This is a genomic window from Faecalibacillus sp. TM498 (assembly GCF_020589955.1).
GTDB lineage: Bacteria > Bacillota_I > Bacilli_A > Erysipelotrichales > Coprobacillaceae > Faecalibacillus > Faecalibacillus intestinalis.
In genome coordinates, this window is sequence record NZ_JAJDKB010000020.1 from 22,531 (window position 1) to 49,182 (window position 26,652).

A 26,652-nucleotide genomic window follows, 5' to 3' on the forward strand; every position below is an offset into this window, starting at 1 on the left:
ACTATAACCTATCTATAATTGCTTGCGTGAATTCCTTTGTAGAAGCATGTCCACCAATATCACACGTTACAATTTTTCCCTCTTCTACGACTTTTGAAAGTGCATCACGTAGTCTATTTGCTTGATCATTTTGTCCTAAGGCTTCTAACATTAAAGCAAACGCTAAAAGAAGAGCACTTGGATTGGCAATGCCTTGTCCTGCAATATCAGGAGCACTACCATGAACAGCTTCATAAATACGGTATTCATCTCCAATATTTCCACTAGGAGCAAATCCTAATCCACCTACTAAACCTGCACATAAATCAGAAACAATATCTCCATATAAATTAGGAGCAACCAATACATCAAATGTTTCTGGTCTTAAAACAAGCTGCATACACATATTATCAATGATTACTTCTTGTTTTTCTATTTCTGGATAATCTTTACCTACATTTCTAAAACATTCTAAGAATAATCCATCTGTAAATTTCATAATATTCGCTTTATGAATGGCTGTGACTTTTTTTCTACCATTTGCTTTTGCATATTCAAAAGCATAACGACAAATTTTTTCACTTGCTTCTCTAGTAATTAATTTAATACCATGAGCAACATCATCACCCACCATATATTCAATACCTTTATAAAGATCTTCGGTATTTTCACGAATCATAACTAAATCAATATTTTCATATTTAGAATCAATTCCTTTAAAAGAACGAATTGGTCTAACATTAGCATAAGTCGCAAATTTTTGTCTTAAAGCAACATTGACACTTCTAAAACCAGTTCCAATAGGTGTTGCTGTTGGACCTTTTAATGCCCATTTATATTCTTTAATAGCATCTACAAGTCCTGGTTCAAAGACTTCTTTTGTTTTAGCAGCATATTCTGCACCTGCTTGATATTCTACCCATTCAATATCTAAATTCATAGCTTTTGTAATGTCAACAACACTTTGTGAAATTTCTTTTCCAATTCCATCACCTGGAATTAATACTGCTTTCATTAAAAGTCACCTCCTAATTCTTTAATTGCATTTAATAGACCACCATATTGAATCATTGTTTTTTCTCTTGGTGATAATTTTAATTTTGCGGTAATTGTTTGATTATTTGTTTTATTGATAACAGTAATATCTTTATTGCTTTCAACACTATCTAATAAATTAATTAATTCATATTCATCTTGATCATTAAAGAAATCGTAATCTTTTTGATTAATAACAAGTGGTAAAATACCATTATTAATTAAGTTCGAACGATGAATTCTTGCAAATGAAATAGCAAAAATTGCTTTGATCTTTAAATAATTAGGAACAAGGGCTGCATGTTCACGTGAAGAACCTTGACCATAGTTATCTCCACCAACAATAAATCCTCCTCCATTTTCAATACATCTATTATAGAATTGATCATCTACTTTACAGAAAGAGAATTTAGCAAGATGTGGCACATTACTTCTATATGGGAGTAATTTAGAATCAGATGGCACAATATGATCTGTAGAAATATTATCTCCTACTTTTAAACATACTTTACCTTTAAATGTATCTGGTAATTTATCTCCTCGAGGAACTGGTTTAATATTTGGTCCCATATAAACTTCATTTTGAGGATCATATTCATCAATAAAGAAATTCTTATTCTTCACAAATGGTGTATTTTCAATATCGTCTAAATACATATCATCTTCAAATTCATCCGTTAAATATCCTTTGATTGCACTTAAAGCAGCAACTTCAGGTGATACTAAATAAACACTAGCATCATTTGTTCCTGAACGTCCTTTAAAGTTACGGTTGATAGTTCTAAGTGAAACACCTTTAGAAAGTGGTGCTTGCCCCATACCGATGCATGGTCCACAACCACATTCAAGAATTCTTGCCCCAGAGGCAATCATATCCGCTAAAGCTCCACATTTAGAAAGCATTGCTAGAATACTAGAAGAACCTGGAGCAATAACAAGTGATACATGAGTTGCTACTCTTCTTCCTTTTAAGATTTTAGCTGCTTTTAACATATCTGGAAGTGATGAGTTTGTACATGAACCAATCACTACTTGATTGATTTTCATTCCTCTTAATTCACTTACTGGTACAACAGCATCTGGACTATGTGGTTTAGCAGTTAATGGTACTAATTTTGATAAATCAACGGTGATTTCTTCATCATATGTAGCATCTTCATCTGCTTTTAATTCAACATAATCTTCTTCTCTTCCTTGTTGAATTAAATATTCTTTAGTAATTTCATCTGTTGGAAAGACAGAAGTCGTTGCCCCTAATTCAGCACCCATATTACAAATAGTTGCACGATCTGTTAATGATAATTCTTTTAAACCTTCTCCAGTGTATTCAATAATCTTATTGACTCCACCTTTGACAGATAATTGTTGTAAAATATATAAAATAACATCTTTAGCCGAAGCCCATTTTGCTTTTTTACCCACTAAATTTACTTTAACAACACTTGGACATTGTAAATAATATGTACCTGTTGCCATTGCTACAGCGACATCTAATCCTCCTGCCCCAATAGCAATCATTCCCATCGCACCACATGTTGGTGTATGTGAATCAGAACCTACTAATGTTTTTCCTGGTTTTGCAAAGTTTTCTAATTGCAATTGATGGCAAACACCATTTCCTGGTTTAGAAAAAGTAATTCCGTGTTTTTTTGCTACACTACGAATAAACTCATGATCATCCATGTTTTCAAATCCTGTTTGTAACATATTATGATCAATATATGCAACTGCCTTTTCAACCGCTACATGTTCAATTCCCATTGCCTCTAATTGTAAATAAGCCATTGTCCCTGTTGAATCTTGAGTTAATGTTTGATCAATTTGAATCCCTATTTGTTGACCAGCGACTAACTCACCACTTTTAAGTTTAGCACTTAAGATTTTATACGCTAAATTCATTATTCTACGTCCCCCTTATTACGATTGTATACAATTATACATTTCATGTGTATTATTGTAAATACATTCTAAGCAAATAAAGGGATTTTTTTACGTATATTCCATTAAAATTGTATATTGTATACAGTTATCAATCATTTAAAAAGGGAGCAAAAGCTCCGCTTTTTTTATAAATCTAAGGCATATGCAATCGCAAGTTTTGTTGTATCTACGATTGAATCAATATGACAACGTTCTTTACCATGTGAATTGATCACAGCCATACCAAATGCTGCAGCATAAACATTATTACCTGCACGAATTGCAGCATTAGCGTCTGTTCCATAATGGAAGAAAACATCAACACAATAATTTAAGTTTGTTTTTTTAGCTTGGTTGATAATTCTTGTAGTAAGTTCTCTATCATATGGAGAATAGTTATCTTTAGCACAGATACTTACTGTTTTTTCATCAGCATGATAATCAGGCCCAATTAATCCAATATCTAAAGCAACATATTCTTCTACTTCTTCTGGTACATAAGCTCCACCATGTCCGATTTCTTCATAAATTGGGAAAGCTAATAATGTACGATATTTTGGTTTTAAGTTATTTCTTTTGAAGTAAGCCATTACTTCAATTAAAGCAGCAACAGCAGCTTTATCATCAATATAACGCGAAACAACATATCCTGATGGTGTATATTCAAAATGAGGATCTACAGAGATCACATCACCATGATCAATACCTAAAGCCATAACTTCTTCTTTAGAATGAACATCTTCATGTAAGATAACTTCCATATGGTCTTCATCTCTTGGCATTGTTCTAGCATCTTCAAATACATGAACTGAGTGAGCTTTACAAATAACCATACCTCTATATTTACGTCCATCTCTTGTAATAAGAGTAACACCTTCACCTTCCATACTATGGTAGTTAACACCACCTAATTGTCTTACAATTAAATGACCGTTATCATCAATATGACGAACAACTAAACCAATTGTATCTAAGTGAGCACCCATACATACTGTTTTAGAATTATCTTCACCTTCTAAAGTAATGTAAGCTGTTCTTTTACGATCATAAGTCACTTCATAACCAAATTCAGCTGCTTTTTTTTCTAATAAAGCTCCAACTTCTTCATAATAACTTACTGGACTTGGTACATTAATAAATTCTTCACATAATTCAATTAATTCTTTTTTGTCAATATTCATTTCCATTTTATAATACCTCTTTTACTTTTTATCATATAAATGACATGCGCAGAAATGACCTGGTTCTACTTCTTTAAAATCGGGTCTATCTGTTTTACAAATATCCATTACTTTCGGACATCTTGTACAGAAACGACATCCTTTTGGTGGGTTGGCTGGACTTGGCACATCGCCACCTAATATTTGTTTATCTTCGATTCTTTCTTTTCCAATTCTTGGAATTGCTGAAAATAGTGCTTGAGTATAAGGATGTAATGGTTTGGCATAAAGTGATTCAGTATCTGCCATTTCCATCATATTACCTAAATACATAACTCCTACTCTATCAGCAATATGTTTTACAACACTTAAGTCATGGGAAATGAAGATATAAGCAATACCCATTTTTTCTTGTAATTCATTTAATAAATTAATGATTTTTGCTTGAATTGAAACATCTAACGCTGAAACAGGTTCATCACAAATAATCAATTTTGGTTGTAAAGCAATTGCACGGGCAATCCCAATACGTTGTCTTTGTCCTCCTGAAAATTCATGAGGATAACGATACATGTAATCTAAATTTAAACCAACTTGTTTCATAACTTCCACAACACGTGCATCACGTTCTTCTTTTGTTTTATAACATTTAGCGATATCAATTGGTTCAGCAATAATATCTTTAACTGTCATACGTGGATTTAAAGAAGCATAAGGATCTTGGAAAATCAATTTGATTTTATCACGTGCTTCTTGTAATTCTTTACCTTTTAAGCTTGTAAAATCTTGACCATCTAAGATAACCTTTCCTTCAGTTGGTTCAATTAGACGGATTACACTTTTACCCATTGTTGATTTACCACATCCAGATTCACCAACAATCCCAAAAGTTTCTCCTATTTTAACATCAAAGCTAATATCATCTACCGCTTTAACAACGCTTTTTTTACCTCTTAAAGAAGATGATTTAATAGAATAATATTTCTTTAAATGTTCTACTTTTAATAAAACGTCTTGATTATTTTCCATTTTCTACATCCTCCTTATTCCATCTTTCATGATATTTCCAACAACGAACTAAATGATTTTCACCATGTTCCATCATTGCTGGACATTCTTGATGACAGATTTCTTTAGCATGTTTACAACGTGGTGCGAAGAAACATCCTTTTGGAAGTTCATAAAGCATTGGTACAGAACCAGGAATAACTTCCAATTCTTCTTGATCATCGCTATCGATATCAGGGATTGATCTTCTTAGACCAATAGTATAAGGGTGTAAAGGATTTTTAAATAAATCTTCTACATTTGTATATTCTACGATCTTACCTGCATACATAACGATTACGTTATCTGCCATTTCTGAAATAACACCCATATCATGTGTAATTAATAATACGGCTGTATTTAATTCTTTTTTCATTTTATTAATTAATTTTAAGATTTGTGCTTGAATAGTCACATCTAATGCTGTTGTCGGTTCATCACAAATCAATAATGATGGATTACAAGAAAGTGCCATCGCAATCATGATTCTTTGTCTCATCCCACCAGATAATTGATGAGGACAAGAAGCAAATACTTTTTCAGGCATTGGAATACCTACAAGTTTAATCATTTCTAAAGCACGTTCTTTAGCTTCTTGTTTACTCATTTTTTCATGAGTTAAAACAGCTTCCATAATTTGTTTTCCAACAGTAATAACTGGATTTAAGGATGTCATTGGCTCTTGGAAAATCATTGAGATTTCTTTACCACGAATATCTCTCATTTCTTTAGGAGATTTCTTTAATAAATCTTCTCCTTTATACATAATTTCACCAGCAGTAATTTTACCTGGAGGAGATGGAATTAATTGCATTAATGATAAAGCAGTCATACTTTTACCACAACCAGATTCTCCAACTACTCCTAAAGTTTCTCCTGGTTTGATACTAAAACTTACTTCTTGTACAGCAGGAAGCGCTCCACGATCTGTAAAGAAGGTAATACCAAGATCTTTGACTTCTAATAATTCTTTATTTTCACTCATATCTTTTCCCCTTTTTACGATCTTAATTTTGGATCAAGCGCATCTCTTAATCCATCACCTAACATATTGAACGCTAATACTGTAATAATAATAGCTAAACCTGGAATTACTGAATAGTATGTTGCACTACGAATATATGGTTGTGAAAAACTAATCATTGAACCCCAGCTTGCCATTGGTGCTTTAACACCTAAACCTAAGAAGCTTAATGATGCCTCTGACATAATTGCATTTGGAATACCTAATGTTACAGTAACGATTAATGTTGATAAACAGTTAGGTAATAAATGTTTCATGATAATTCTAAAACTATTTCCACCGCTGACTTTACATGCATCGATGTATTCCATCTTTTTAAGACGCATAACATCCCCACGGATAAGTCTGGCTGTTGAAGCCCAACCTAAAAGACCGAGCGCTAAGTAAAGGTTAATTAAACCTGGTCCTAAAACAAACATGATTGCCATCGCAAATAATAAAAATGGAAAAGATGAAAATACTTGAATTAAAAATGAAATAACAGAATCTACTTTTCCACCATAATATCCGGCACAAACACCCATTGTATAACCAATAACTGTCGCGATAATTTGTGAAATGATACCAACACTTAAAGAAACACGGCATCCATAAATAATTCTTGAGAAAATATCTCTTCCTAAATCATCTGTACCAAACCAATGTTGTCCGCAAGGTTTCATTAAACGATCTGTAAGAACTTGTTTGTTTGGATCATAAGGAGCAATCAATGGTGCAAATAAAGCAATTAAGCATAAAAGAATAACGATGAATAAACATACCATTGCTACTTTATTTTTCTTGAAAATGTTCCAACTGATTGACCAATAACTTTGATATGTTTGATCTTTTTTCTTTTTAAACATTTTATGATGACTCCTTTCCTAAACGAATTCTTGGATCGACTACTGTATAAAGTAAATCAACTACTAAATACATAATGACACAAATAACCGCAATATACATAACGCCACCTTGGACGATTGGCAAATCACGCGTATTAATACTATCTACTAACATTTTTCCAATTCCAGGAATTGAAAATACAGATTCTACTAAGACAGATCCTGTTAAGATGTTTCCTAAATCAGATCCTGCAATTGTAATGATTGGAATTAACGCATTACGTAAAGCGTGTTTAATTGTAACAACCCAACCTTTTAAACCTTTAGCTTCAGCTGTACGAATGTAATCTTGTGATAAAACATCTAACATACTTGTTCTTGTAATACGAGCAATGCTTGCTGCATATCTTGTACCTAAGGCAATACCTGGTAAGATAAATGATTTAAAACTATCAATACCTGATAAAGGTAATAAATTAAATTTCAAACAGATAACAATTTGTAAGATGATAGCAATCCAGAATGCGGGAGCTGAAATACCAAATACAGAAATTGTCATTAAAACCGAATCAACCCATTTACCATGATTAACGGCAGCCACAACACCTACTACTACCCCTAAAACAACAGCTAATATATAAGCAATACCAGCAAGCTTAGCTGTTACTAAAAATGAACTTGTTAAAATATCAATTACTGGTTTATTTTGGAAATATGATGTTCCAAAGTTTCCTTGAAGCATATTTCCTAACCAACTGAAATATTGAATATAAATTGGTTGGTCTAATCCCATTTCATGTGTAACACGTGCAATCGTTGCTTGATCAGCGAACTCACCTAACATGATTTCAACTGGATTACCAGGCACAATGTTTAACACAAAGAATGTGATTAACGAAATACAAAAAACGACACCAATAGCTTGTAATACACGTTTTAATAAATACTTCGCCATATTTTTCCTCCTTTTTCCTACAATAAATATATGGAATGCATTGCTGCATTCCATATATGATTAACACTTATTTAATTTCATTTACTATTTTTTAGATAAATCAATATCAATGTTATATAAATGATAAATTAAGTTTCCTAATTTAGCATTTTTTACATATGGTTTAGCAACAAATTGTAACTTACCATAATATAATGGAATTGTTCCATAATCTTCACGAGATAAGATATAATCTGCTTTTTTGTATAATTCAACACGTTTATCAGAATCATTTGATTCTCGAGCTTCTTTCATTAATGAATCGAATTCAGGATTATTGTAGAATACACCTTTTCCTACAGCGTTTTCTGAATAGTAATAAGTATACATTTGGTTATCAGCATCTGCATATAATGGGAACCAACCAAGAACTGTAGATTGTAATTCACCAGCAGCTCTAGCTGAAGACCAAATACCTGCATCAATTGTTTCTACATTCATAGTAATTCCTGCTTCTTTTAAGTAAGCTTGTAATGCAGTAGCGATTTTTTCTTCGTTTTGTCTAACTTTGCAAGTAAATGTAGGGTTTGAAATACCTGCATCAGCTAAAACTTGTTTAGCTTTTTTAACGTTATGTTCATAAGTTTTTAATTTGTCATCATGACCTGGAACACCTGGATTTAAGAATGATGAAGCTGGTTCAGCAGCACCATTTAATACAGTACTACATAATTCTTTACGGTTAATAGCTAATGAGATTGCTTCTCTAACTGCTTTATTACTTAATACTGGATCATTATTTTTAATTGATAAGAAATATGTACCTAATGGAGTTACTTGAGTAATTTCATCTTTTAAATCACTATCTTTATATTGATCTAATAATGAAGTAGATAAGTCACACATATCAATGTTACCTTGTTCATATTCCATCATTTTTGTACTTACATCATCAATATAAACAATTTCTAAACGATCTAAGTTAACTTTTTTACCATGATAGTTTTTATTTGGAACCATTACAACTTTAGTTTGTTCATCATTTTCTTTAATTACATAAGGACCAGTACCAATTAAGTTAGTTCCTTTACCCCAGTTTTCACCAGCAGCAGCACATGCATCAGAAGGATAAATTGAAGCATAGTCCATACCTAAGTTAGCAACAAATGGCGCAAATTTGTAATTAATATGTAATTTAAAAGTGTAATCATCAACAGTTTCAAAACCACTTAATTCAGTAGCTTTACCATCTAACATATCTTGAGCACCAGTAATCATGTTGTACATATATGTATTTGTACATCCTGTTGCTGGTGTAAACATTCTTTCGAATGTATATTTAACATCTTCAGTAGTTAAATCAGAACCATCTGAGAATTTAACACCTTTTTTAAGTGTAATTGTATAAGTTAATCCATCATCAGATACTTCTGGCATGTCTTTAGCAAGAACACATTCTTCTTTATTGTCATCATTCCAACGATATAATCCTTCTAATACGTTGTCAGCAACAGAAGAAGCCCCTGAGTTAGTATTAGTTTGCATATCTAAACCAACTTTTGGATTAGATTGACCAAAGCGAAATACTTTTTCGCCACTTTCTGTACTTTTGCTTGAGCTACTTGAACCACCACATCCAGCTAAGGATACAGCCATTGCAGCAACAGCAAGAACAGATAAAGATTTCTTTAATAAGTTCATTTCCCTTTCCTCCTAGTTTTAATAATTCCCTACTTAAACTTTCTTAAAGCACCTTTGTATTATATCAAAGGGCTTTCTTGATTTCAACAGAATGTTGCATTTTTGTATACAATTAAGAACAATTATCTAATTTCATACCTTATTATCATATTTTTTTATGTTTTTCCGTAGAAAAAAATTGTTTTATTGTAGGTGTATAGACAATAAAACAATTTATTTTAAATCACTTGCCAATAAAAATAATCCATTTTGACATATTTTCATAAAATCTGGTTCTTGGTAGTTCATTCCCGCTTGAAGCATCGCTTCTATTTGTTTAGGGGAATGTTTAATTGAAGGGTAAAGCCCATGTAAAAAGACAATAAAGCTTTTTTCAAAGATTTTTCTTTTTTCTAAAGAAGTATTTGGGAAAAACAATTCTAAATACTGTCTAAACATTTCAAAAAAGAGGGCTACATTCTTTTTAAATTCAATCAACCTTTCTAAACGCGTCCCGTTTTCAATAGAATCCAAATGATTCGACATTAAATCCATCAATAACAAACGATGTGACATTGATTTTGTAAGATATAAACAATATTCTTCTTTCGATAATCTTTCTTTTTTAGAAAATAACATTTCTAATTCTTCTTTCCATGAAAGATATTCTCTTTTTAAAAGTTCCATCATAATTTCTTCTTTTGTTTTAAAGTATTTATAAATTGCTGGTCTGGTACAAGAAATTTTTTCTGAAACAGTTTTAATATTCACTGCATCATAGCCTTGTTCTTCGTAAATACTTTTACATGCTTGTACAATTTCTTCAACTCTTGTTTCTACTTGTTCTTTTGTTCTTGCTCTTTGAAAATCCATTATCTTTCTCCTTGATATCATTATAGCTTATTTTTTTATATTTTCAATATAATTTACATTGTGTTATTTATTAATTGACACAGTGTAAATTATGAGCTATGATTAATTTGTATTAAAAAGGAGGACCTTTATGGAAGAAAACAAAATGGCATCAGCGCCTATTAAAAAACTTGTGCTAACAACAGGAATTCCTTTAATGATTTCTTTACTAATCAGCAATCTATATAACTTTGTTGATAGTATCTTTGTTGCACATATTTCTGAAAAAGCTTTAACTGCCCTTTCACTTGCTAATCCTATTCAAGTATTAATGTCAGCTTTAGGAATGGCAAATGCGGTGGGTTTAAATGCAGCTATTTCTAAAGCCTTAGGAAAAAAGGATCAAAAAGAAGTTGAACAAACGGCAACCAGTGCTATTTGGCTTGCTTTTATTTTTTGGCTTATTCTAGTAATACTTTCTATATTTATTTTAAAACCTTATTTTTTATCTCAATCAAATCATAATTTAGAAATTACCAATTATGGTATTTCTTATTTAAGAATTTGTATGCTTGCTTCTTTAGGGGTGATGGGACAATGGGTCTTTGATCGTTTTACTATTTCTAGTGGAAAGACACATTTATTTTTAATTACTTTATCTTCAGGAGCTATTGTGAATATTATTTTAGATCCTATCTTTATTTTTGGTTACTTTGGTTTACCACAAATGGGAATTGCAGGAGCAGCCATTGCGACAATTATCGGACAATTTGTCGGGGCTACTATGGGAATTATCATTAATAAAAAATACAATAAAGAAATTCCCATTCATTTTTCTTTAATTCCTAATTTTAAATGTGTAAAAAATATCTTAAGTGTTGGTGTGCCTTCAGGAATTGCTCAAGCTATGCTTTCTATGATGGGTATTTATGTTAATAGCATCCTTATTGATTTTTCTTCAACAGCCGTTGCTGTCAATGGTGTGTTAGTAAAGATTCAATCATTAATTCTTGTTCCTATTTGGGGCTTAAATAATGGACTTGTTCCTTTAGTAGCTTATAATTATGGATCACATCAGTTAAAAAGAAGTTTTGATAGTTTAAAATGGTCGTTGATTTATGAATATGGTATTTTTATTATTTTACTTATTCTGTTAGAATTATTTCCTAGCAAGATCCTCTATTTGTTTGATGCTTCAAAGCATATGTTACAAATGGGTGTTCCTGCCATGCGTATTTTAGGATTTGCTTATTTAATAAGCATTGTATCTCTTGCTTTATCTTCTACTTTTCAGGGATTCTCTAAGGGATTACAAGCAATGATTTTAACATTATCAAGACAAGTTATTTTATTATTTATCTTTTTAACACTCTTTAAATCATTTAATCAAATTAATCTTATTTGGTTTGCTTATATTTTAGCGGAAGTATGTTGCTTACCAATTGGATATATGATGTATAAAAAAATTAAAAAGAAAGTGATAGAGGAAATATCATGAATCAATATGTACTCATTTCCGGTCAATATAAAAGACTCGGAAACCGTCTTAAAGAAATTCAAGAAGCATTGAAATTAAAAAACCTTCAAATAAAACCACCCCATGTTTATTTTGAAGTCGATATGCATTTATCAAAATTAGAAACAATCAGACAAGTTAAAATAAAAATGTATGAAGATAAAAGTACATGGGAACTCTTTTTCCAAATCTATCCTGTAAAAAACGGAAAAATCGATTATCTTCCTTACATGTCTGAAAACACAAAAAAATCAAAATATAATTATTATAAAGGAGAGTAAGCTTATGAAAACAATTGTGATTACGGGAGCATCATCTGGTATTGGTAAAGCTACTACTAAATACTTTGCCTCAAAAGGATGGCAAGTTATTGCGACAATGAGAAATGTCGAAAAAGAAAAGGAACTTAATCTTTTAGAAAATGTTGATCTTATCACTTTAGATGTTACTGATTCTAAAAGTATTGATCTTGCTTATCAAAGTATTCAAGACAAATATCATAAAATAGATGTTTTATTAAACAATGCTGGTTATTGTTTATTTGGCCCTCTTGAACTTTCAAGTGAAAAACAAATCATTGATACTTACAACACCTTACTTGTTGGTTTAACTCTTGTAACAAGAAAATTTATTCCTTTATTAAGAGAAAATAAACAAGGAACTATTATCTCTGTTTCATCTGTCGGTGGTGTTTTAACACTTCCTTTAACACCAACTTATCATGCTGCCAAATATGCTGTAGAAGGACTTATGGAAGCTTTAAGCTATGAACTTTCCCCATTCAATATTGATTGTAAAATAATTGAACCTGGTGGTATTCAAACTGATTTTTGGAATCGTTCTTATCAAATGAGTGAAGGTATTGAAAATAGTGTTTATGAAAAAGAAGCAAAAGCTTATTTAGAGAGAATGACTCAACCTGTTTCACCAAACCGTTCAAAACCTGAAGATGTTGCTAAAGTCATTTATGAAGCTGCAACAGATGGAAAACATCATTGGCGTTATACTGTTGCCTGTGATGAATTTATTAAACACCGTCAATCAATGAGCGATGATGAATGGTATGAAACAACATGTAAAAATTATATGAAGTAGTAAAAAAGAGATTTCACAATCAGAAATCTCTTTTTTCTATTATCTTTACTTTATCTTAAAGCATACTTGTCATTCCACCATCAATAACAAGTAATTGTCCTGTTGTATAAGTACAAGCGTCACTTGCAAAGTAAATAAGTGCTCCGTTCATTTCACCTTCTCGACCAAATCTCTTAAGAGCTACTCTGTTTTTTAAAACAAGAGAACCCGGTGCATCTAAAGCATCATGAGTCATTTCTGTATCATAGACACCTGGGGCAATCGCATTAACAAGAATACCATAAGGAGCTAAATCTCCAGCCATGGCTTTTGTAAGATTGACAACCCCACCTTTAGCCGCAAAATAACTTACTTGAGCAGGTCCAGCTTGAATACCACCAACCGATGAAATATTAATAATTCTTCCATATTTTTGTTTCATCATAATAGTTGAAACTTCTCTTGCCATGAGGAAAACACCTTTTAAATCCGTATCTAAAACTTTATCCCATTGTGCTGTTGTATGATCATGAAGACCACTTGAGTATTCAACAACACCTGCATTATTGACAAGAATATCAATTTTTCCAAAATGATCTACGACAGCTTTAATCGCATTTTTAATACTTTCTTCATCTGTAACATCACATGAAACAGGTAAACAATCTTGTCCATTTTGTTTCAATTCTTTAGAAAATTCTTCTAATCTTTCTTTTCTACGTGCAAGGATAGCGACATCGCATCCTTGTTCACTCAATGCTCTTGCAAATTGTTGTCCAAGTCCACTTGAAGCTCCTGTAACAACCGCTACTTTTCCTGTTAAATCAAAACTAATCATCTTTATTATCTCCTATTCCATCACACGGATTGCATGATATCCCTCATGAATTGCAGTTAAAATTTTTCTTGGTGCAACAGCATCTCCAATAACAGCAACTTCATCATATTTTTCATCTAATAATTCTTCTAATTGATTATTAGGTCTAAATCCAACAGCATTTAAAACAGTATCACATTCAAGCGTCATTGTTTGTCCATCTCTTTCAAATGTAACACTTGTTGGTGTAATATTTGTTACTTTAGCGTTTGCTTCAACTTTAACACCACGATCTTTAACCATTTTTCTTAAATGTTGATCGTTGTTTAAACAATGGTTTGCTGTAAATAAGATGTCTGGACACATTTCTACTAATGTCACATCTCCATCTTTTCCAGCAATATCACAAGCAGCTTCTGTTCCAGCAAGACCAGCACCAATAACAACAACTTTTTTACCAACTGTTGCTTGATGAGTTAAATAATCACTCGCAAGAACTGTTGTATCAATACCTGTAATTGGTGGCATAGCAGGAGTTGAACCAGCAGCTAAAATAACTTTGTCATAATCTCCTTCAAGATTATCTTTTGTAATTGCTGTATTTAAATGAATATTAACTCCTAATTTTTGACATTGTGTTTCTAAGTATTTAATTAATTTTAAAACATCCGCTTTAAAATCAGGACCACCTGCAGGCCATAAAGTTCCACCTAATTTATCCTCTTTTTCATATAAATCAACATCAAAACCACGACGTTTTGCAGTAATGGCAGCCATCATACCAGCTGGACCTCCACCAATAACTAATACATTACGTTTTTGACCATTTGGAAGTGGTAAAGCATAAGCTTTTTCTGCATAACATAATGGGTTTACTGCACAATAGTAGTGTTTTCCACTAAATCCAGCGAGTAAACATTCATTACATCCAACACATGGAGCGATATCTTCTTCATGATGTGCTTTGACTTTTTTAGGCCAATATGGATCAGCTAACATTTGATGAGCAAGTCCTACATAATCTAAAATACCATCTTCAACAGCTTTTTTAGCCACTTCAGGATCTTTTAAGTTCCCATCACCTAATACTGGAACGCTTACAATATCTTTAATTGCTTTTTGTACATCAAGTTTATATCCTTCTTTACTATAAACAGTTGTAATCGCTTGGAACCATTCTTCATAACATCCTGTATCAACATGTAAAGCATCAACCCCTGCTTTTTCTAAGATTTTAGCCATTTCAATACCTTCATCAATGGTTCTAAAGCCTTCTACTCTTTGATGTGGTGTAAATTTAACAAGTACAGGCATTGTATCTGGAACGTTCTTTTTAATTGCTTCAATACATTCCAATGTAAAACGCATACGATTTTCAAGTGTTCCACCATATTCATCTGTTCTATTATTCCATTGAACAGAATGGAATTGATCTAATAAATATCCTCCATACGCATGTAATTCAACGCAGTCTGCACCAGCATTTACAGCAAGTGAAGCACTGTACCCTACTTTTTCTACTAAATAATGAATATCTTCTTTTGAAAAAGGTTTACAAATTAAATTTGGGAACCAGAATGCACCTACACTACCCGCACTATAAGGTGGTGTAAAAGGATCGGTAAATTGTTGACGTCCTAAACCTGGTGATAATTGTACACAGACTTTTGCTCCATAAGCATGACATCTTTCAATTAACATATTTAATCTTTCTACATGATGGAAATCAGAAAGTTCTGTACATGGTCTTGGTTCATATTTTGTCGAAACAACGTTAGCACCTGTAATAATTAAACCAGCGCCACCTTTTGCTCTTTCTTCAAAATAATCAATACCTTCATTACAATAAGCTCCATCAGCTTCTCCTGTTGTTCCCATAGGTGACATGAAAATTCTGTTTTTTAATTTCATTTTACCTATGTATGTCTTATCAAATAAACTCTTAGCCATTTTCTTTTTCCTCCTCTACCATAGTAAACGTTTATTTAACTCAAGTAAATTATATAACTGTAAAAATAAATGTCAACGCTTTCATAAAATAAAAGTGAATTTTTTAACAAGCCTCTTTCCATTAAATCTATGGTATATTATGTCTAAGGAGAATTTTATGAAAATAACAAAAGAAGAAATATCACAAACAGCTGTTCAGCTTTTTTTAGATAAAGGATATAACAATGTCACAATTCAAGATATTTGTAACGAATTACATATCACCAAACCAACTTTATATAAATACGTCAATAATAAAGAAGAGCTTATTTTAGATCTTTATGATTCAACCATCGATCATCTTGTAAAAGACACGTATAGACTAGTTGATAGTGATAGTCACTATCAACAATTACTTATTGTCTTTTCTACATTAATTAAAGATACTAAAAAATATGGTTATGATTTATTTAGTCAAATGTTTATTGCGAATTTAAAAGAAAATCGTCATAGCTTTGATATGCGTGATAATCTTACAAAACTTTGTATCATCATTATAAAAAAAGCCCAAGAACAAAAAGAAATTCATAATTTATCGAATCCAGAGATTTTATATCAAGCTTTAGCGCATGCCTTTACAGGACATGAAGCTTTATGGTGTATTAAAAAAGATTCGCCTTGTTTTGATGAAGCTTTTTATCTAAGCATGAATGCTTTATTAGAAGTAGATTCCACTTATCAAGATTTATACAAAGAATATTTGTAAACAACTTATTTTATTGATAGAATAGTCGAGGTGATGAAAAATGCTTATAGAATGTTCAAATATAAAGAAATCATTTCAAGGAATTGATTTATTAACAGATATTAGTTTTAAAGTAGATGACCATGATAAAATTGCGATTATCGGTGTCAATGGGGCGGGTAAAACAACCATCTTAAATATCTTAATTGGTGAAGAAAGTTATGATAGTGGTGATTTATTTAAAAGCCGTGATTTAAATATCGGCTATTTAAAACAGCATCATGATTTAGATATGAATAAAACCATTTATGAATGTGCTTTAGAAGTCTTTGATCCACTTATTCAAATAGAAAATCGTATGCGTGAATTAGAAAGTATGATGTCTTATGATCATAGTGAACAAGTCATGAATGAATATGATTCATTGACTCAAAGATTTAATGAAAAAGATGGTTTTAGTTATCCAAGTCGTATTGTCGGGGTTTTAAAAGGAATGGGTTTTGTGGAAGAAGACTTTCAAAAATATGTCCATGAATTATCTGGAGGTCAAAAAACCAGACTTTGTCTTGCCAAGCTTTTATTAGAAGAACCTAAACTTTTGGTTTTAGATGAACCAACCAACCATTTAGATAGTCAAGCAATTTCCTTTTTAGAAAACTATTTAAAAGGATATAAAAATGCTTTGATTGTGGTTAGCCATGACCGTTATTTTATTGATGTTGTTTCTAATAAGATCATTGAAATAGAAAATGGAAAAAGTCATAGTTATAATTGTCGTTATGAAGAATATTCTATTCAAAAAAGAACACAACGTGCGATTGATTTAAAACACTATATCAATCAACAAAAAGAAATAAAAAAAATACAAGAAAGTATTGATACATTAAAATCATTCAATCGTGAAAAAAGTATTAAACGTGCAGAATCGAAAGAAAAACAACTTGCAAAGATTGAACGTATTGACCGACCAGAAAATTTACCAAGTGCCATCACTGTTCAATTTACACCAGCTATTGAATCAGGTTACGATGTTTTAAAAGTTAATGATTTATCGATGCGTTATGATCAAATTGTTTTTGAACACTGTAATCTTGATATCAAAAAAGGAGAACGCGTTGCGATTGTTGGTGAAAATGGTGTTGGTAAAACCACTTTATTTAAAGCTCTTGTAGGTCAATTGCCAATTGAACACGGTAAAATTCGTTTTGGTAGTCACGTAGAAATGGCCTACTACGATCAAGAACATGAATCTTTAAATTATAATAAAACGATTTTTGATGAAATCAGTGATTGTTATCCACGTATGACCAATCAAGAAATTAGAAGTACTCTTGCTATGTTTAACTTTAGAGGCGATGATGTCTTTAAAGATATTGCAATGCTTTCAGGTGGAGAAAGAGGACGTGTTGTTTTAACCGAAGTTTTATTAAAACAAGCTAACTTCTTAATTCTAGATGAACCAACCAACCACTTAGATATTTCTTCCAAAGAAGTTTTAGAAGAAGCTTTAAGAAGTTTTGAAGGAACAATTTTATTTATTAGTCATGATCGTTATTTTATTAATAAAATTGCGACTCGTGTAATCGAAGTACAAAAAGATCAATGTCTTTCTTATAATGGTAATTATGATGATTATTTAAATCAAAAAACACCTGTTGTAGAAACAACTCAAAAGATTGTTACAGAAGCTAAACAAAGACAGATCATTGATAAAAAAACTAAGAATGAAATTAAAAAACTTGAAAGAACGATTGATTCTTTAGAAAAAGAAATTAATTCTTTAAAAGAAGAACTCACAAGTGAAGAAGTTATGAATAATTATAAAAAATATAATGAAATTACAGATTCTATTGAAGAAAAAGAAATGGAATTAATGGAAATCATGGAAAAATGGGAACAGTTACAAGCCTAACTGTCCCATTTTTTTCATAATATAAAAAAAATCAATATTTTAATATTATTTATGTATAATAGCCTTGAATTTAAGGAGGATATTTAAAATATGTTACACAAAACTTTAAAACCATTTCCTAAAGATTTCCTTTGGGGGGCAAGTACAAGTGCTTATCAAGTAGAAGGTGCAAGTTTAGAAGATGGAAAAGGTCCATCATGTCAAGATGTTAAAGTTGTGCCAGAAGGAACTTCTGATTTAAAAGTCTGTGCAGATCAATATCACAGATATAAAGAAGATATCGCTTTAATGGCAGAAATGGGATTCAAAACTTATCGTTTCTCAATTTCTTGGTCAAGAATTATTCCTGAAGGAACAGGAGCTATCAACCCTAAAGGGATTGAATACTATAACAATGTGATCGATGAATGTTTAAAATATGGAATCGAACCATTAGTAACTATGTTCCATTTCGATATGCCTGCAGCATTAGATGAACGTGGATCATGGGGAAACAGAGACTCAATCGATTGGTTCTTAAACTTCGCAAAAGTTATGTTTGAAAACTTTGGTGATCGTGTTAAATATTGGTTAACAATCAATGAACAAAACATGTTAACTTTAGTTGGACCAGTTATTGGAACATTAATGATTCCTGAAGGATGTACAAATGTTTTAAAAGAAACTTACCAACAAAACCACCATATGTTAGTAGCACAAGCAAAAGCGATGGCTTTATGTCATGAAATGTTACCAGGTGCTAAAATTGGACCAGCTCCAAATATCTCTTTAGTTTACCCAGCAAGCTGTAAACCAGAAGATGTTTTAGCCGCACAAAACTACAATGCTATTAGAAACTGGTTATATTTAGATATGGCTGTTTATGGTGTTTATAACAACTTAGTATGGGCTTATTTAGAAGAAAATGATGCATGTCCTGAATTTGGTGAAGGGGACGCAGAAGCATTAAAGAACGGTCATCCTGATTTCATCGGTTTCAACTATTATAATACTGCTACTGTAGAAGCTAGTGATGGAACTGAAAAATTAGATCCAGGTGCAGATCAACAAACTGCTCGTGGTGAAGCTGGTGTTTATAGAGGATATAAAAACCCTAACTTACCAACTACTGAATTTGGTTGGGAAATCGATCCTATGGGATTTAGAGCAACAATTCGTGAAATGTATTCAAGATATCGTTTACCTATGGTCGTTACTGAAAATGGTTTAGGTGCTTATGATACTTTAACTGAAGATGGAAAAGTTCATGATCAATACAGAATTGAATATCTAAGAAAACATATTGAACAAATTCAATTAGCGATTACTGATGGTGCAGAAATGATGGGATATTGCCCATGGTCAGCAATTGATTTAATTTCTACTCATGAAGGTATGGTTAAACGTTATGGATTTATTTATGTAGATCGAGATGAATTTGATTTAAAAACATTAGATCGTTATAGAAAAGATTCATTCTATTGGTATAAAAAAGTTATCTCATCTAACGGTGAAGATTTAACTGATTAATGAAAATCGAGTCATCAAGACTCGATTTTTTTATATGTATTTAATTTGAAATTTTCACAAAAAAGAATCACACGTCCAATATAAAACGCTGAAAAAACAGTTCCTACCCCGATACCATAAATTGGACTGCGACAAACAAGACAAACAACAACAGTTGATAAAATCATTGAAATATCAAAACAATTCTTACAGATAGAATAAGGTTTATGGGATACTTCTGAAATACTTAATACCAAACCATCTACTGGTGTCATGATTAAATCTCCTTTAAGCATGAAATAAACGCCTATTGCACAACAAGTATTTCCAAATAATAAAACAATAATTTGTGTATAAATATTTATATCCATAGATGGTATTAAATATTGATAGAAATCAACCAGAAAACCAAAGATAAAAGAAAATGGTATTTCTAAAACAAATTTTACACTTATTTTTCTTTCAATAATGATTTGAAGAAATACAAAGAGCAAGTAGAAAATAATATTTGCCTGTCCAAAGGTCAAAGCACTTAAAGAACTTATCGCAAAAGGAAGGGTACTAAAAGCACCAACCCCTAAATTCGATAACGTATTACATGTAATTCCCAATACTGAAATATTCATTCCTAATAAATAATAAACATATCTTTTCATAGCATCCCTCTTTTCAAAGCTATTTTATTGAATTTGTTAATAACTTTCCAATATTATTATTTCATATTATAATAACTATAAGTTATGAGGTGATAATATGAATATTAAACAACTTGAATATTTTGTTGATTTAAGTCAAACATTGAATTTCACTAAAACTGCACAAAATTTCTATATTAGTCAAACAGCTATTACTAAACAAATCCAATGTTTAGAAAAAGATTTAGGAATTCCTTTATTTATAAGAAGTAAGAAGTCTGTAGAACTAACAAACGAAGGCAATCTTTATTTGCCTTATGCCAGAAAAATCTTAGATAATGTTGCTTTAAGTTATCAAATTATCGAAGAATATCAAAAAGGTAATCAAGGAAGTATTTTTATTGGTTTTGTTAAATCTTTAGATGACGAACTTCTTTTAAAGTTATTACAAAAAATAAAAGACCATTTCCCACACATTGATCTTCATTATAAAGCGTATTCAAGAAAAGAACTTTTAACATTATTTAAAGAAAGACAATTAGATGCCATTATTACTTTTGAATACCCAGAGGTTAAAGATTATTCACATCTTTTGTTACAAATATCTCATTTAAGAAAGTATTATCATCAAGCTTGTTCACTTGATTCTTTAAAACTTATTTATGATGTACGTCAAGAATCTATGGAACAGTACGAAATAGAACAAACACTTTTAAAAGTATGTTTAAAAGAAGGATATGCCATTTTACATGATTTTATCGAATCTAATCAATATTCTAAATATCTTCAATATCAAGATTTAGATATTCTCTCTCCAATATCTTTATACTATCATGAAGATTCTACCAATAAGATTTTAAAAAATATTCTTCAACTTATAGAAGGATAGCTCTTGCTATCCTTCTATATTTGTAACCAATTCTACAGGTTGTTCATATTCAAAATATTTTTCTGTTTCTGCAACAATTTCTTTTCTTAAACCAATTAATCCAATTAAGTTAGGAATTGCCATACATCCATTGACAATATCCGCTAAGACAAAGATAAATTCTAAAGACATAAATGGTCCAATTGCAATAAATATAATATAAACAATTTTATAAATCTTTACTGCTTTCAAACCTTTAAGATAATACATACATCTTTCCCCATAATAATTCCATCCAATAATTGTTGTAAAAGCAAAGAATACAAGACCAATATTGACAATATATTTACCAATTAATGGAATAAATAGTCCCACTGAAAATGCATGTGTTGTCATCGCTGCACCATCTAATCCTGTTGTATAAGATTGTGTCAACACGATAGCAAGACCTGTCATAGTACAAATCACAATCGTATCAATAAATGTTCCTGTCATGGAAACAAGTCCTTGTTCAACACAAGAGTCTGTTTTAGCGGCAGCGGCCGCAATTGGTGCACTTCCAAGTCCACTTTCATTCGAGAAGATACCTCGACTAATTCCCTTTTGCATCGCAATAACCATCGTAATTCCAGTTCCTCCACCAAAAACTGCTTGAGGTGTAAAAGCTGATTTAATAATTAAAGCAATGGCACTTGGTAATACGGTAATATGTGACACAAGTATTAAAACGACCCCTCCAATGTATAACACACACATTAGTGGAATAACTTTTTCTGCCACGGAAGCAATTCTTTTGATTCCTCCAATAGTAATAAAAGCAACTGCAATTGTTAGAAGAATTGCTGTTATGTAACGTGGAACATTAAGTGACATTGAAAGTCCATCAGAAATTGATTTTACTTGCGTAAATGTTCCAATTCCAAGTAACGCTACAGATACACCAAAGAAAGCAAAAATTTTTGCAAGCAAAGGACTATGTAGACCTTTTTCTAAATAATACATCGGTCCTCCTGCAATCTCACCATTTTCATCTTTTTGACGATAACGAATTGCAAGTAACCCTTCGGCATATTTAGTAGCCATCCCAAAAAAGGCTGAAATCCACATCCAAAATAAAGCACCGGGTCCTCCTGCCGCAATTGCAGTAGCGACACCGACAATATTTCCTGTCCCTATCGTTGAAGAAAGTGCAGTACATAAAGCTTGAAAGCTACTGACATCTCCATCTCCTTCTTGTTTTTTAAAGATGCATTTAAAAGCTAATTTTAATTTTGTAAGCTGGATCAATCTTAATTTGAAGGTAAAGTAAATACCTGTCCCTAATAATAGACAAATAAGTGGTAATCCCCATACATAATCATTAATTTGTTTTAATATTTGTGTTAGTAATTGCATAAAAAAACTCCTCCTAATAAATTAGTCGGAATTAATAATGAAAAAATACTATTTAGCCACTGTCCTTTTACCTGAGAGTTTCACCCTAACGGGTTTGCTCCTTCGGTGTTCAATTGAATGAATCTCTCCAATGGTTCGTCCAATAGCGATCCTTTTACCTGAAATCTTTAATTCTTCGGTGTTCTTATAGAATCTCTTTCGCCATTATCATCCGATATACGTTCTCATTATACCAACTTGTATACAATTGTAAACATTTATTTTATAATTATTATTTGTTATAATGCACGTATGAAAAAAAATAAATATTTAATACTTACGATACTTTGGATGATTTTTATCTTTGTGATGTCACAAACTCCTGGAAATGATTCTTCTAAACAAAGTAATTTTATTGTGGATATCATTATTCACATACTTCCAATTACAAGAGATACCCTTTCCTTCATTGTAAGAAAATGTGCACATATGACAGAATATGCCATTCTTGCATTCTTACTTTATAAAACTTTTATACATAAACAAAATCCATTGATAAAATCATTTATATTTACTGCTTTATATGCCTGTAGTGATGAATTTCACCAACTCTTTATTTCTGGCAGAGCTGGACAAATAAGAGATGTGTGTATTGATTCAACAGGGGCATTGATCATGCTTTTAATCATTTATTTTATACTTAAAAGAAAGGACAAAAAAATCGGTTCATAGAACCGATTTTTAATATATACTAAATACCAAATAATAAGTCTACATAAGTTGGAATTGGCCAATAAGAATCATCAACTAATTCTTCAATTGTATCAACTGTTTCTCTTAATGATTGCATCATTCCGAAAACATCATCTCTCCACATAGTAGCTACTTCGAAGATTTCTTCTTCGCTTGCTTGTGCTTTTGCGATATTATTTTCTAATGTCGTTAATTTATCTTTAGTTTCTTGTAATAACGTTGCAAGTTTTGTTGCATCTTCAGTTAAGAATGCTGCTGGAATACCTGCTTCTTTTGCAGCAACAACTTCTGACGATACTTTAGCTAAATAATCACAAGCTGCTGGATAAATTTGTGTTTTAACCATTTTAACTGCAGTTAAAGCTTCAACTTGAATTGTTTTAATATAGTTATCTAATAAGATTTCATAACGTGAAGCGATTTCTACTTTTGTATAAACACCTTGACGATCTAACATATCAATATATTTTGCATCTTTTAAGCATTTTAAAGCATCAACAGTGTTTTTGTGGTTAGGAAGTCCACGTCTTTTTGCTTCTTCTTCCCATTCAGCTGAATATCCATCACCATTGAAGATAATTCTCTTATGTTCAGAAATAAATTCTTTAACAACTTCTTCAAATGATTTTCCACCTTCAATAGCTTCAGCCATTTGAGTCATTTCTTCAGCTAACATTGCATTTAAGATTGTATTTGGACCAGCTACAGATTGCGCAGAACCTACAGCACGGAATTCAAATTTGTTACCTGTAAAGGCAAATGGTGAAGTTCTGTTACGATCTGTATTGTCTTTAGAGAATGTTGGAACAACAGAAACACCTGTATCAAAACGTCCAATTTCTTCATGATCAGATTTTTTACCAGTACAAATATCTTCTACAACTTTATCTAATTCTTCACCTAAGAACATAGAAATGATTGCTGGTGGTGCTTCGTTTGCTCCTAAACGATGATCGTTTCCAGCAGAAGCAATTGACATACGTAAGATTTCAGCATATTCATCAACAGCTTTAATTGTACAAGCTAATGCAGCTAAGAATGGTTTATTTTCTTCAGGATTTTTTCCTGGATTAAATAAGTTGATTCCTGTATTAGTAATTACTGACCAGTTATCATGTTTACCAGAACCATTAACTCCAGCAAATGGTTTTTCATGTAATAAACAACGTAAACCATGTTTTTTAGCGATATCTTGAGCAATTTGCATTAATAAATGGTTGTTATCTGTAGTAATATTTACTTTTGCATAAACACAAGCAACTTCATGTTGTGCTGGTGCAACTTCATTATGTTTTGTTTTAGATGGAATTCCATATTTCCATAATTCAGCATCTAAATCTTTCATGAAAGCCGCAACTTTACGTTTTAAAGAACCGAAATAATGATCTTCTAATTCTTGTCCTTTTGGTGCCATAGCTCCAAATAAAGTTCTACCAGTTAATTTTAAATCCATACGTTCTTGATAATATTTATCATCAACTAAGAAATATTCTTGTTCAGCCCCTACTGAAGCAGAAACTTTAGTTACCCCTTCAACCCCGATTAAAGGTAACAAACGACAAGCTGCTTTACTTAAAGCATCACATGATCTAAGTAAAGGTGTTTTCTTATCTAATGCTTCCCCAGTATATGAACAGAATAACGTTGGAATATATAATGTTCCATCTTTAACGAATGCAGGTGATGTACAATCCCATGCTGTATATCCTCTTGCTTCGAAAGTAGCTCTTAAACCACCTGATGGAAATGATGAAGCATCAGGTTCTCCTTTTCTTAATGTTTTCCCACTAAATTCTAGAACAGCTTTTGACCCATCTGGTTCTAAGAAAGCATCATGCTTTTCAGCAGTTAATCCTGTCATTGGTGTAAACCAGTGAGTAAAATGTGTAGCTCCATGTTCAACTGCCCAAATTTTCATTGCATTCGCAATAACAGTTGCACATTCTTTTGATAATTCTTCGCCTTTATCAAGCGATTCATGGAATGCTTTATATGTTGATTTAGGAATTCTTTCCTTCATAACATCATCAGTAAAAGCTAGGCATCCATAATCTTCAACTAACTTGTTAAATTCCATCTTTGTATCCCCCTTATTTAGTATATAAATTATCATTTATATGATGTCATTATACAAACGAAAATATGGGTTGTCAACAGCTATTACAAAGTTTTTATCATTTTAATAATTTTTTATTTATTTTATACAAAAAAAGAGCTGCATACTATTGAGCAGCAGTTCTTTTAGCTTTCTTTTCTTCTTTTCTTCTTTTCTTTTCCCATTTACGATGAGTTTGGTTATATTCTTCAACTTGACAGTGAATTCTCTTATTTGAATGAACAACAGCATCCACAAATCCCATTTGATCTTTTGGAGCAACAGTTTGACGAGTTCCATCGTCCATATAGATTTCATATGAATGTGCATTTGTAATGATCTTTGTCATTTTAGCGATTGGATCAGTAATTGTTTCACAGTTCATCAAGTTTATTTCTTTTGTTTTTCCAATTCTTCTATGAATTTCTAAAGTTCTTCTTTTTACAATATATTTATAAGGTCTATATCCAAATAAATATCCAATAGCAACAACCCCTAATACAATAATTGCAGGTAAATCACTAAAATTACCTGAAACAATCATATACACCACATAGATTACATAAAATACACTAAAGTATGCAGCAGGTAAATTTAATTGAACTTTAAATTCTTTTTCAAATGGTGTTAATTCCGCATTTGATTCGACTTTTTTTGATTCCATAAAAACCCCTCTTTAATTCTATACTTTCAATATTTAATAAATATCAATTTTCTTTAATAAAGTCAACTCATATTCATTAAATATTTTTTTAAAAAATAAGGGACGGGGAATCCCGCCCTTATTCATTATCTTATTTAATTTATCAATATTAAGCTTCTGCAGCTTGTTTGTTTTGATATTTTTCGTAAGAGATTAAGAATGGTGTGTAAATAACTGTTGAAACAACAATTAAGATTGCTTGAGTTACTGCACCCATTACGTTAGCACCACATGCTAAGAAACCAAATACGATTGGTGGAGTTGTCCAAGGTACTGTTAAACATGCAA

At 31.5% G+C, this 26,652-nt stretch carries 23 protein-coding genes, 1 pseudogene and 1 riboswitch; of the genes and pseudogenes, 8 read left to right on the forward strand and 16 right to left on the reverse strand.

The annotated features are described in order from the left end of the window. Window position 1: 1 nt before the first annotated feature. The 9 genes from LJD32_RS07770 to LJD32_RS07810 form a co-directional block, all read right to left on the reverse strand. Window positions 2-994, reverse strand: a complete 993-nt coding sequence (locus LJD32_RS07770) for an isocitrate/isopropylmalate dehydrogenase family protein (RefSeq protein ID WP_032089617.1) — start codon at window positions 992-994, stop codon at window positions 2-4. Further along, window positions 994-2,913, reverse strand: coding sequence for an aconitate hydratase (locus LJD32_RS07775; protein ID WP_032089616.1), 1,920 nt, complete (start codon window positions 2,911-2,913; stop codon window positions 994-996). The genes LJD32_RS07770 and LJD32_RS07775 overlap by 1 nt, the downstream gene beginning before the upstream one ends. Window positions 2,914-3,080: 167 nt before the next feature. After that, on the reverse strand, window positions 3,081-4,121 hold the full coding sequence (locus LJD32_RS07780; RefSeq protein ID WP_227392099.1) for a M42 family metallopeptidase: 1,041 nt from the start codon (window positions 4,119-4,121) through the stop codon (window positions 3,081-3,083). A gap of 15 nt (window positions 4,122-4,136) precedes the next feature. Beyond that, window positions 4,137-5,123, reverse strand: a complete 987-nt coding sequence (locus LJD32_RS07785) for an ABC transporter ATP-binding protein (protein ID WP_022001687.1) — start codon at window positions 5,121-5,123, stop codon at window positions 4,137-4,139. Further along, the gene (locus tag LJD32_RS07790) at window positions 5,113-6,126 is read right to left on the reverse strand and encodes an ABC transporter ATP-binding protein (protein WP_032089614.1); all 1,014 of its coding nucleotides are present in this window, start codon (window positions 6,124-6,126) and stop codon (window positions 5,113-5,115) included. The genes LJD32_RS07785 and LJD32_RS07790 overlap by 11 nt, the downstream gene beginning before the upstream one ends. 14 nt (window positions 6,127-6,140) lie before the next feature. Then, window positions 6,141-7,010 carry an ABC transporter permease gene (locus tag LJD32_RS07795; RefSeq protein ID WP_048924954.1) on the reverse strand — a complete coding sequence of 290 codons (870 nt, stop codon included), beginning with the start codon at window positions 7,008-7,010 and terminating at the stop codon, window positions 6,141-6,143. A gap of 1 nt (window position 7,011) precedes the next feature. After that, the gene (locus LJD32_RS07800) at window positions 7,012-7,944 is read right to left on the reverse strand and encodes an ABC transporter permease (protein ID WP_117815938.1); all 933 of its coding nucleotides are present in this window, start codon (window positions 7,942-7,944) and stop codon (window positions 7,012-7,014) included. Between the two features lie 84 nt (window positions 7,945-8,028). Then, window positions 8,029-9,624: an ABC transporter substrate-binding protein gene (locus LJD32_RS07805; RefSeq protein WP_227392100.1), complete on the reverse strand. Its 1,596-nt coding sequence runs from the start codon at window positions 9,622-9,624 to the stop codon at window positions 8,029-8,031. 213 nt (window positions 9,625-9,837) lie between these two features. Further along, window positions 9,838-10,476 (reverse strand): TetR/AcrR family transcriptional regulator, encoded by a 639-nt coding sequence (locus LJD32_RS07810; RefSeq protein ID WP_162297436.1) that lies wholly within the window; start codon window positions 10,474-10,476, stop codon window positions 9,838-9,840. Window positions 10,477-10,606: 130 nt separating this feature from the next. On the opposite strand from LJD32_RS07810, the gene LJD32_RS07815 reads away from it, so the two are divergent. From LJD32_RS07815 to LJD32_RS07825, 3 genes are read left to right on the forward strand one after another with little or no spacing between them, the layout of a single operon-like run. Further along, entirely contained in the window at window positions 10,607-11,953 is a 1,347-nt protein-coding gene (locus LJD32_RS07815; protein WP_227392101.1) for an MATE family efflux transporter, read from the forward strand. Further along, a complete protein-coding gene (locus LJD32_RS07820; RefSeq protein ID WP_106988315.1) occupies window positions 11,950-12,252 on the forward strand; it encodes a hypothetical protein in 303 nt (100 codons plus the stop codon). Before LJD32_RS07815 ends, LJD32_RS07820 begins: the two co-directional genes overlap by 4 nt. 4 nt (window positions 12,253-12,256) lie before the next feature. After that, entirely contained in the window at window positions 12,257-13,066 is an 810-nt protein-coding gene (locus LJD32_RS07825) for an SDR family oxidoreductase (protein WP_106988314.1), read from the forward strand. Between the two features lie 55 nt (window positions 13,067-13,121). Here LJD32_RS07825 and LJD32_RS07830 read toward each other — a convergent pair whose 3' ends face one another. Together LJD32_RS07830 and LJD32_RS07835 are read right to left on the reverse strand one after the other, a co-directional pair. Continuing rightward, window positions 13,122-13,883: an SDR family NAD(P)-dependent oxidoreductase gene (locus LJD32_RS07830; RefSeq protein ID WP_106988313.1), complete on the reverse strand. Its 762-nt coding sequence runs from the start codon at window positions 13,881-13,883 to the stop codon at window positions 13,122-13,124. A 12-nt stretch (window positions 13,884-13,895) separates the two neighbouring features. After that, window positions 13,896-15,812: an NAD(P)/FAD-dependent oxidoreductase gene (locus LJD32_RS07835; protein WP_227392102.1), complete on the reverse strand. Its 1,917-nt coding sequence runs from the start codon at window positions 15,810-15,812 to the stop codon at window positions 13,896-13,898. Between the two features lie 157 nt (window positions 15,813-15,969). Here LJD32_RS07835 and LJD32_RS07840 point away from each other — a divergent pair, with 157 nt between their 5' ends. From LJD32_RS07840 to LJD32_RS07850, 3 genes are all read left to right on the forward strand, one after another. Further along, on the forward strand, window positions 15,970-16,557 hold the full coding sequence (locus LJD32_RS07840; RefSeq protein WP_147580789.1) for a TetR/AcrR family transcriptional regulator: 588 nt from the start codon (window positions 15,970-15,972) through the stop codon (window positions 16,555-16,557). 40 nt (window positions 16,558-16,597) lie between these two features. Then, a complete protein-coding gene (locus LJD32_RS07845) occupies window positions 16,598-18,448 on the forward strand; it encodes an ABC-F family ATP-binding cassette domain-containing protein (RefSeq protein WP_147580790.1) in 1,851 nt (616 codons plus the stop codon). A 90-nt stretch (window positions 18,449-18,538) separates the two neighbouring features. Next, window positions 18,539-19,957 carry a glycoside hydrolase family 1 protein gene (locus tag LJD32_RS07850; protein WP_032089607.1) on the forward strand — a complete coding sequence of 473 codons (1,419 nt, stop codon included), beginning with the start codon at window positions 18,539-18,541 and terminating at the stop codon, window positions 19,955-19,957. 14 nt (window positions 19,958-19,971) lie between these two features. Here the strand turns inward: LJD32_RS07850 and LJD32_RS07855 are convergent, their stop codons facing one another. Continuing rightward, window positions 19,972-20,592, reverse strand: coding sequence for a YczE/YyaS/YitT family protein (locus LJD32_RS07855; protein ID WP_227392103.1), 621 nt, complete (start codon window positions 20,590-20,592; stop codon window positions 19,972-19,974). 97 nt (window positions 20,593-20,689) lie between these two features. On the opposite strand from LJD32_RS07855, the gene LJD32_RS07860 reads away from it, so the two are divergent. Further along, on the forward strand, window positions 20,690-21,460 hold the full coding sequence (locus tag LJD32_RS07860; RefSeq protein ID WP_227392104.1) for a LysR family transcriptional regulator: 771 nt from the start codon (window positions 20,690-20,692) through the stop codon (window positions 21,458-21,460). Window positions 21,461-21,466: 6 nt separating this feature from the next. On the opposite strand, the gene LJD32_RS07865 is transcribed toward LJD32_RS07860, so the two are convergent. Then, window positions 21,467-22,834, reverse strand: coding sequence for an alanine/glycine:cation symporter family protein (locus LJD32_RS07865; protein ID WP_227359807.1), 1,368 nt, complete (start codon window positions 22,832-22,834; stop codon window positions 21,467-21,469). Window positions 22,835-22,883: 49 nt separating this feature from the next. Then, window positions 22,884-22,975, reverse strand: a riboswitch (glycine riboswitch). Window positions 22,976-23,125: 150 nt separating this feature from the next. Here LJD32_RS07865 and LJD32_RS07870 point away from each other — a divergent pair. Beyond that, window positions 23,126-23,545 carry a VanZ family protein gene (locus LJD32_RS07870; protein ID WP_119362584.1) on the forward strand — a complete coding sequence of 140 codons (420 nt, stop codon included), beginning with the start codon at window positions 23,126-23,128 and terminating at the stop codon, window positions 23,543-23,545. A gap of 19 nt (window positions 23,546-23,564) precedes the next feature. Here LJD32_RS07870 and LJD32_RS07875 read toward each other — a convergent pair whose 3' ends face one another. The 3 genes and pseudogenes from LJD32_RS07875 to LJD32_RS07885 all read right to left on the reverse strand — a co-directional run. Beyond that, complete coding sequence (locus tag LJD32_RS07875; RefSeq protein ID WP_227392105.1) at window positions 23,565-25,643, reverse strand: glutamine synthetase III; 2,079 nt, start codon at window positions 25,641-25,643, stop codon at window positions 23,565-23,567. A gap of 145 nt (window positions 25,644-25,788) precedes the next feature. Next, the gene (locus LJD32_RS07880) at window positions 25,789-26,325 is read right to left on the reverse strand and encodes a hypothetical protein (RefSeq protein WP_227392106.1); all 537 of its coding nucleotides are present in this window, start codon (window positions 26,323-26,325) and stop codon (window positions 25,789-25,791) included. Between the two features lie 148 nt (window positions 26,326-26,473). After that, a pseudogene (locus tag LJD32_RS07885) lies at window positions 26,474-26,652 on the reverse strand (PTS sugar transporter subunit IIC); the annotation flags it as partial.

What these genes read in the sequence shown, in the direction of transcription:
- LJD32_RS07770 (WP_032089617.1), bottom strand. Translation starts at nt 994, where the DNA reads ATGAAAGCAGTATTAATTCCAGGTGATGGAATTGGAAAAGAAATTTCA.
- LJD32_RS07775 (WP_032089616.1), bottom strand. Translation starts at nt 2,913, where the DNA reads ATGAATTTAGCGTATAAAATCTTAAGTGCTAAACTTAAAAGTGGTGAG.
- LJD32_RS07780 (WP_227392099.1), bottom strand. Translation starts at nt 4,121, where the DNA reads ATGGAAATGAATATTGACAAAAAAGAATTAATTGAATTATGTGAAGAA.
- LJD32_RS07785 (WP_022001687.1), bottom strand. Translation starts at nt 5,123, where the DNA reads ATGGAAAATAATCAAGACGTTTTATTAAAAGTAGAACATTTAAAGAAA.
- LJD32_RS07790 (WP_032089614.1), bottom strand. Translation starts at nt 6,126, where the DNA reads ATGAGTGAAAATAAAGAATTATTAGAAGTCAAAGATCTTGGTATTACC.
- LJD32_RS07795 (WP_048924954.1), bottom strand. Translation starts at nt 7,010, where the DNA reads ATGTTTAAAAAGAAAAAAGATCAAACATATCAAAGTTATTGGTCAATC.
- LJD32_RS07800 (WP_117815938.1), bottom strand. Translation starts at nt 7,944, where the DNA reads ATGGCGAAGTATTTATTAAAACGTGTATTACAAGCTATTGGTGTCGTT.
- LJD32_RS07805 (WP_227392100.1), bottom strand. Translation starts at nt 9,624, where the DNA reads ATGAACTTATTAAAGAAATCTTTATCTGTTCTTGCTGTTGCTGCAATG.
- LJD32_RS07810 (WP_162297436.1), bottom strand. Translation starts at nt 10,476, where the DNA reads ATGGATTTTCAAAGAGCAAGAACAAAAGAACAAGTAGAAACAAGAGTT.
- LJD32_RS07815 (WP_227392101.1), top strand. Translation starts at nt 10,607, where the DNA reads ATGGAAGAAAACAAAATGGCATCAGCGCCTATTAAAAAACTTGTGCTA.
- LJD32_RS07820 (WP_106988315.1), top strand. Translation starts at nt 11,950, where the DNA reads ATGAATCAATATGTACTCATTTCCGGTCAATATAAAAGACTCGGAAAC.
- LJD32_RS07825 (WP_106988314.1), top strand. Translation starts at nt 12,257, where the DNA reads ATGAAAACAATTGTGATTACGGGAGCATCATCTGGTATTGGTAAAGCT.
- LJD32_RS07830 (WP_106988313.1), bottom strand. Translation starts at nt 13,883, where the DNA reads ATGATTAGTTTTGATTTAACAGGAAAAGTAGCGGTTGTTACAGGAGCT.
- LJD32_RS07835 (WP_227392102.1), bottom strand. Translation starts at nt 15,812, where the DNA reads ATGGCTAAGAGTTTATTTGATAAGACATACATAGGTAAAATGAAATTA.
- LJD32_RS07840 (WP_147580789.1), top strand. Translation starts at nt 15,970, where the DNA reads ATGAAAATAACAAAAGAAGAAATATCACAAACAGCTGTTCAGCTTTTT.
- LJD32_RS07845 (WP_147580790.1), top strand. Translation starts at nt 16,598, where the DNA reads ATGCTTATAGAATGTTCAAATATAAAGAAATCATTTCAAGGAATTGAT.
- LJD32_RS07850 (WP_032089607.1), top strand. Translation starts at nt 18,539, where the DNA reads ATGTTACACAAAACTTTAAAACCATTTCCTAAAGATTTCCTTTGGGGG.
- LJD32_RS07855 (WP_227392103.1), bottom strand. Translation starts at nt 20,592, where the DNA reads ATGAAAAGATATGTTTATTATTTATTAGGAATGAATATTTCAGTATTG.
- LJD32_RS07860 (WP_227392104.1), top strand. Translation starts at nt 20,690, where the DNA reads ATGAATATTAAACAACTTGAATATTTTGTTGATTTAAGTCAAACATTG.
- LJD32_RS07865 (WP_227359807.1), bottom strand. Translation starts at nt 22,834, where the DNA reads ATGCAATTACTAACACAAATATTAAAACAAATTAATGATTATGTATGG.
- LJD32_RS07870 (WP_119362584.1), top strand. Translation starts at nt 23,126, where the DNA reads ATGAAAAAAAATAAATATTTAATACTTACGATACTTTGGATGATTTTT.
- LJD32_RS07875 (WP_227392105.1), bottom strand. Translation starts at nt 25,643, where the DNA reads ATGGAATTTAACAAGTTAGTTGAAGATTATGGATGCCTAGCTTTTACT.
- LJD32_RS07880 (WP_227392106.1), bottom strand. Translation starts at nt 26,325, where the DNA reads ATGGAATCAAAAAAAGTCGAATCAAATGCGGAATTAACACCATTTGAA.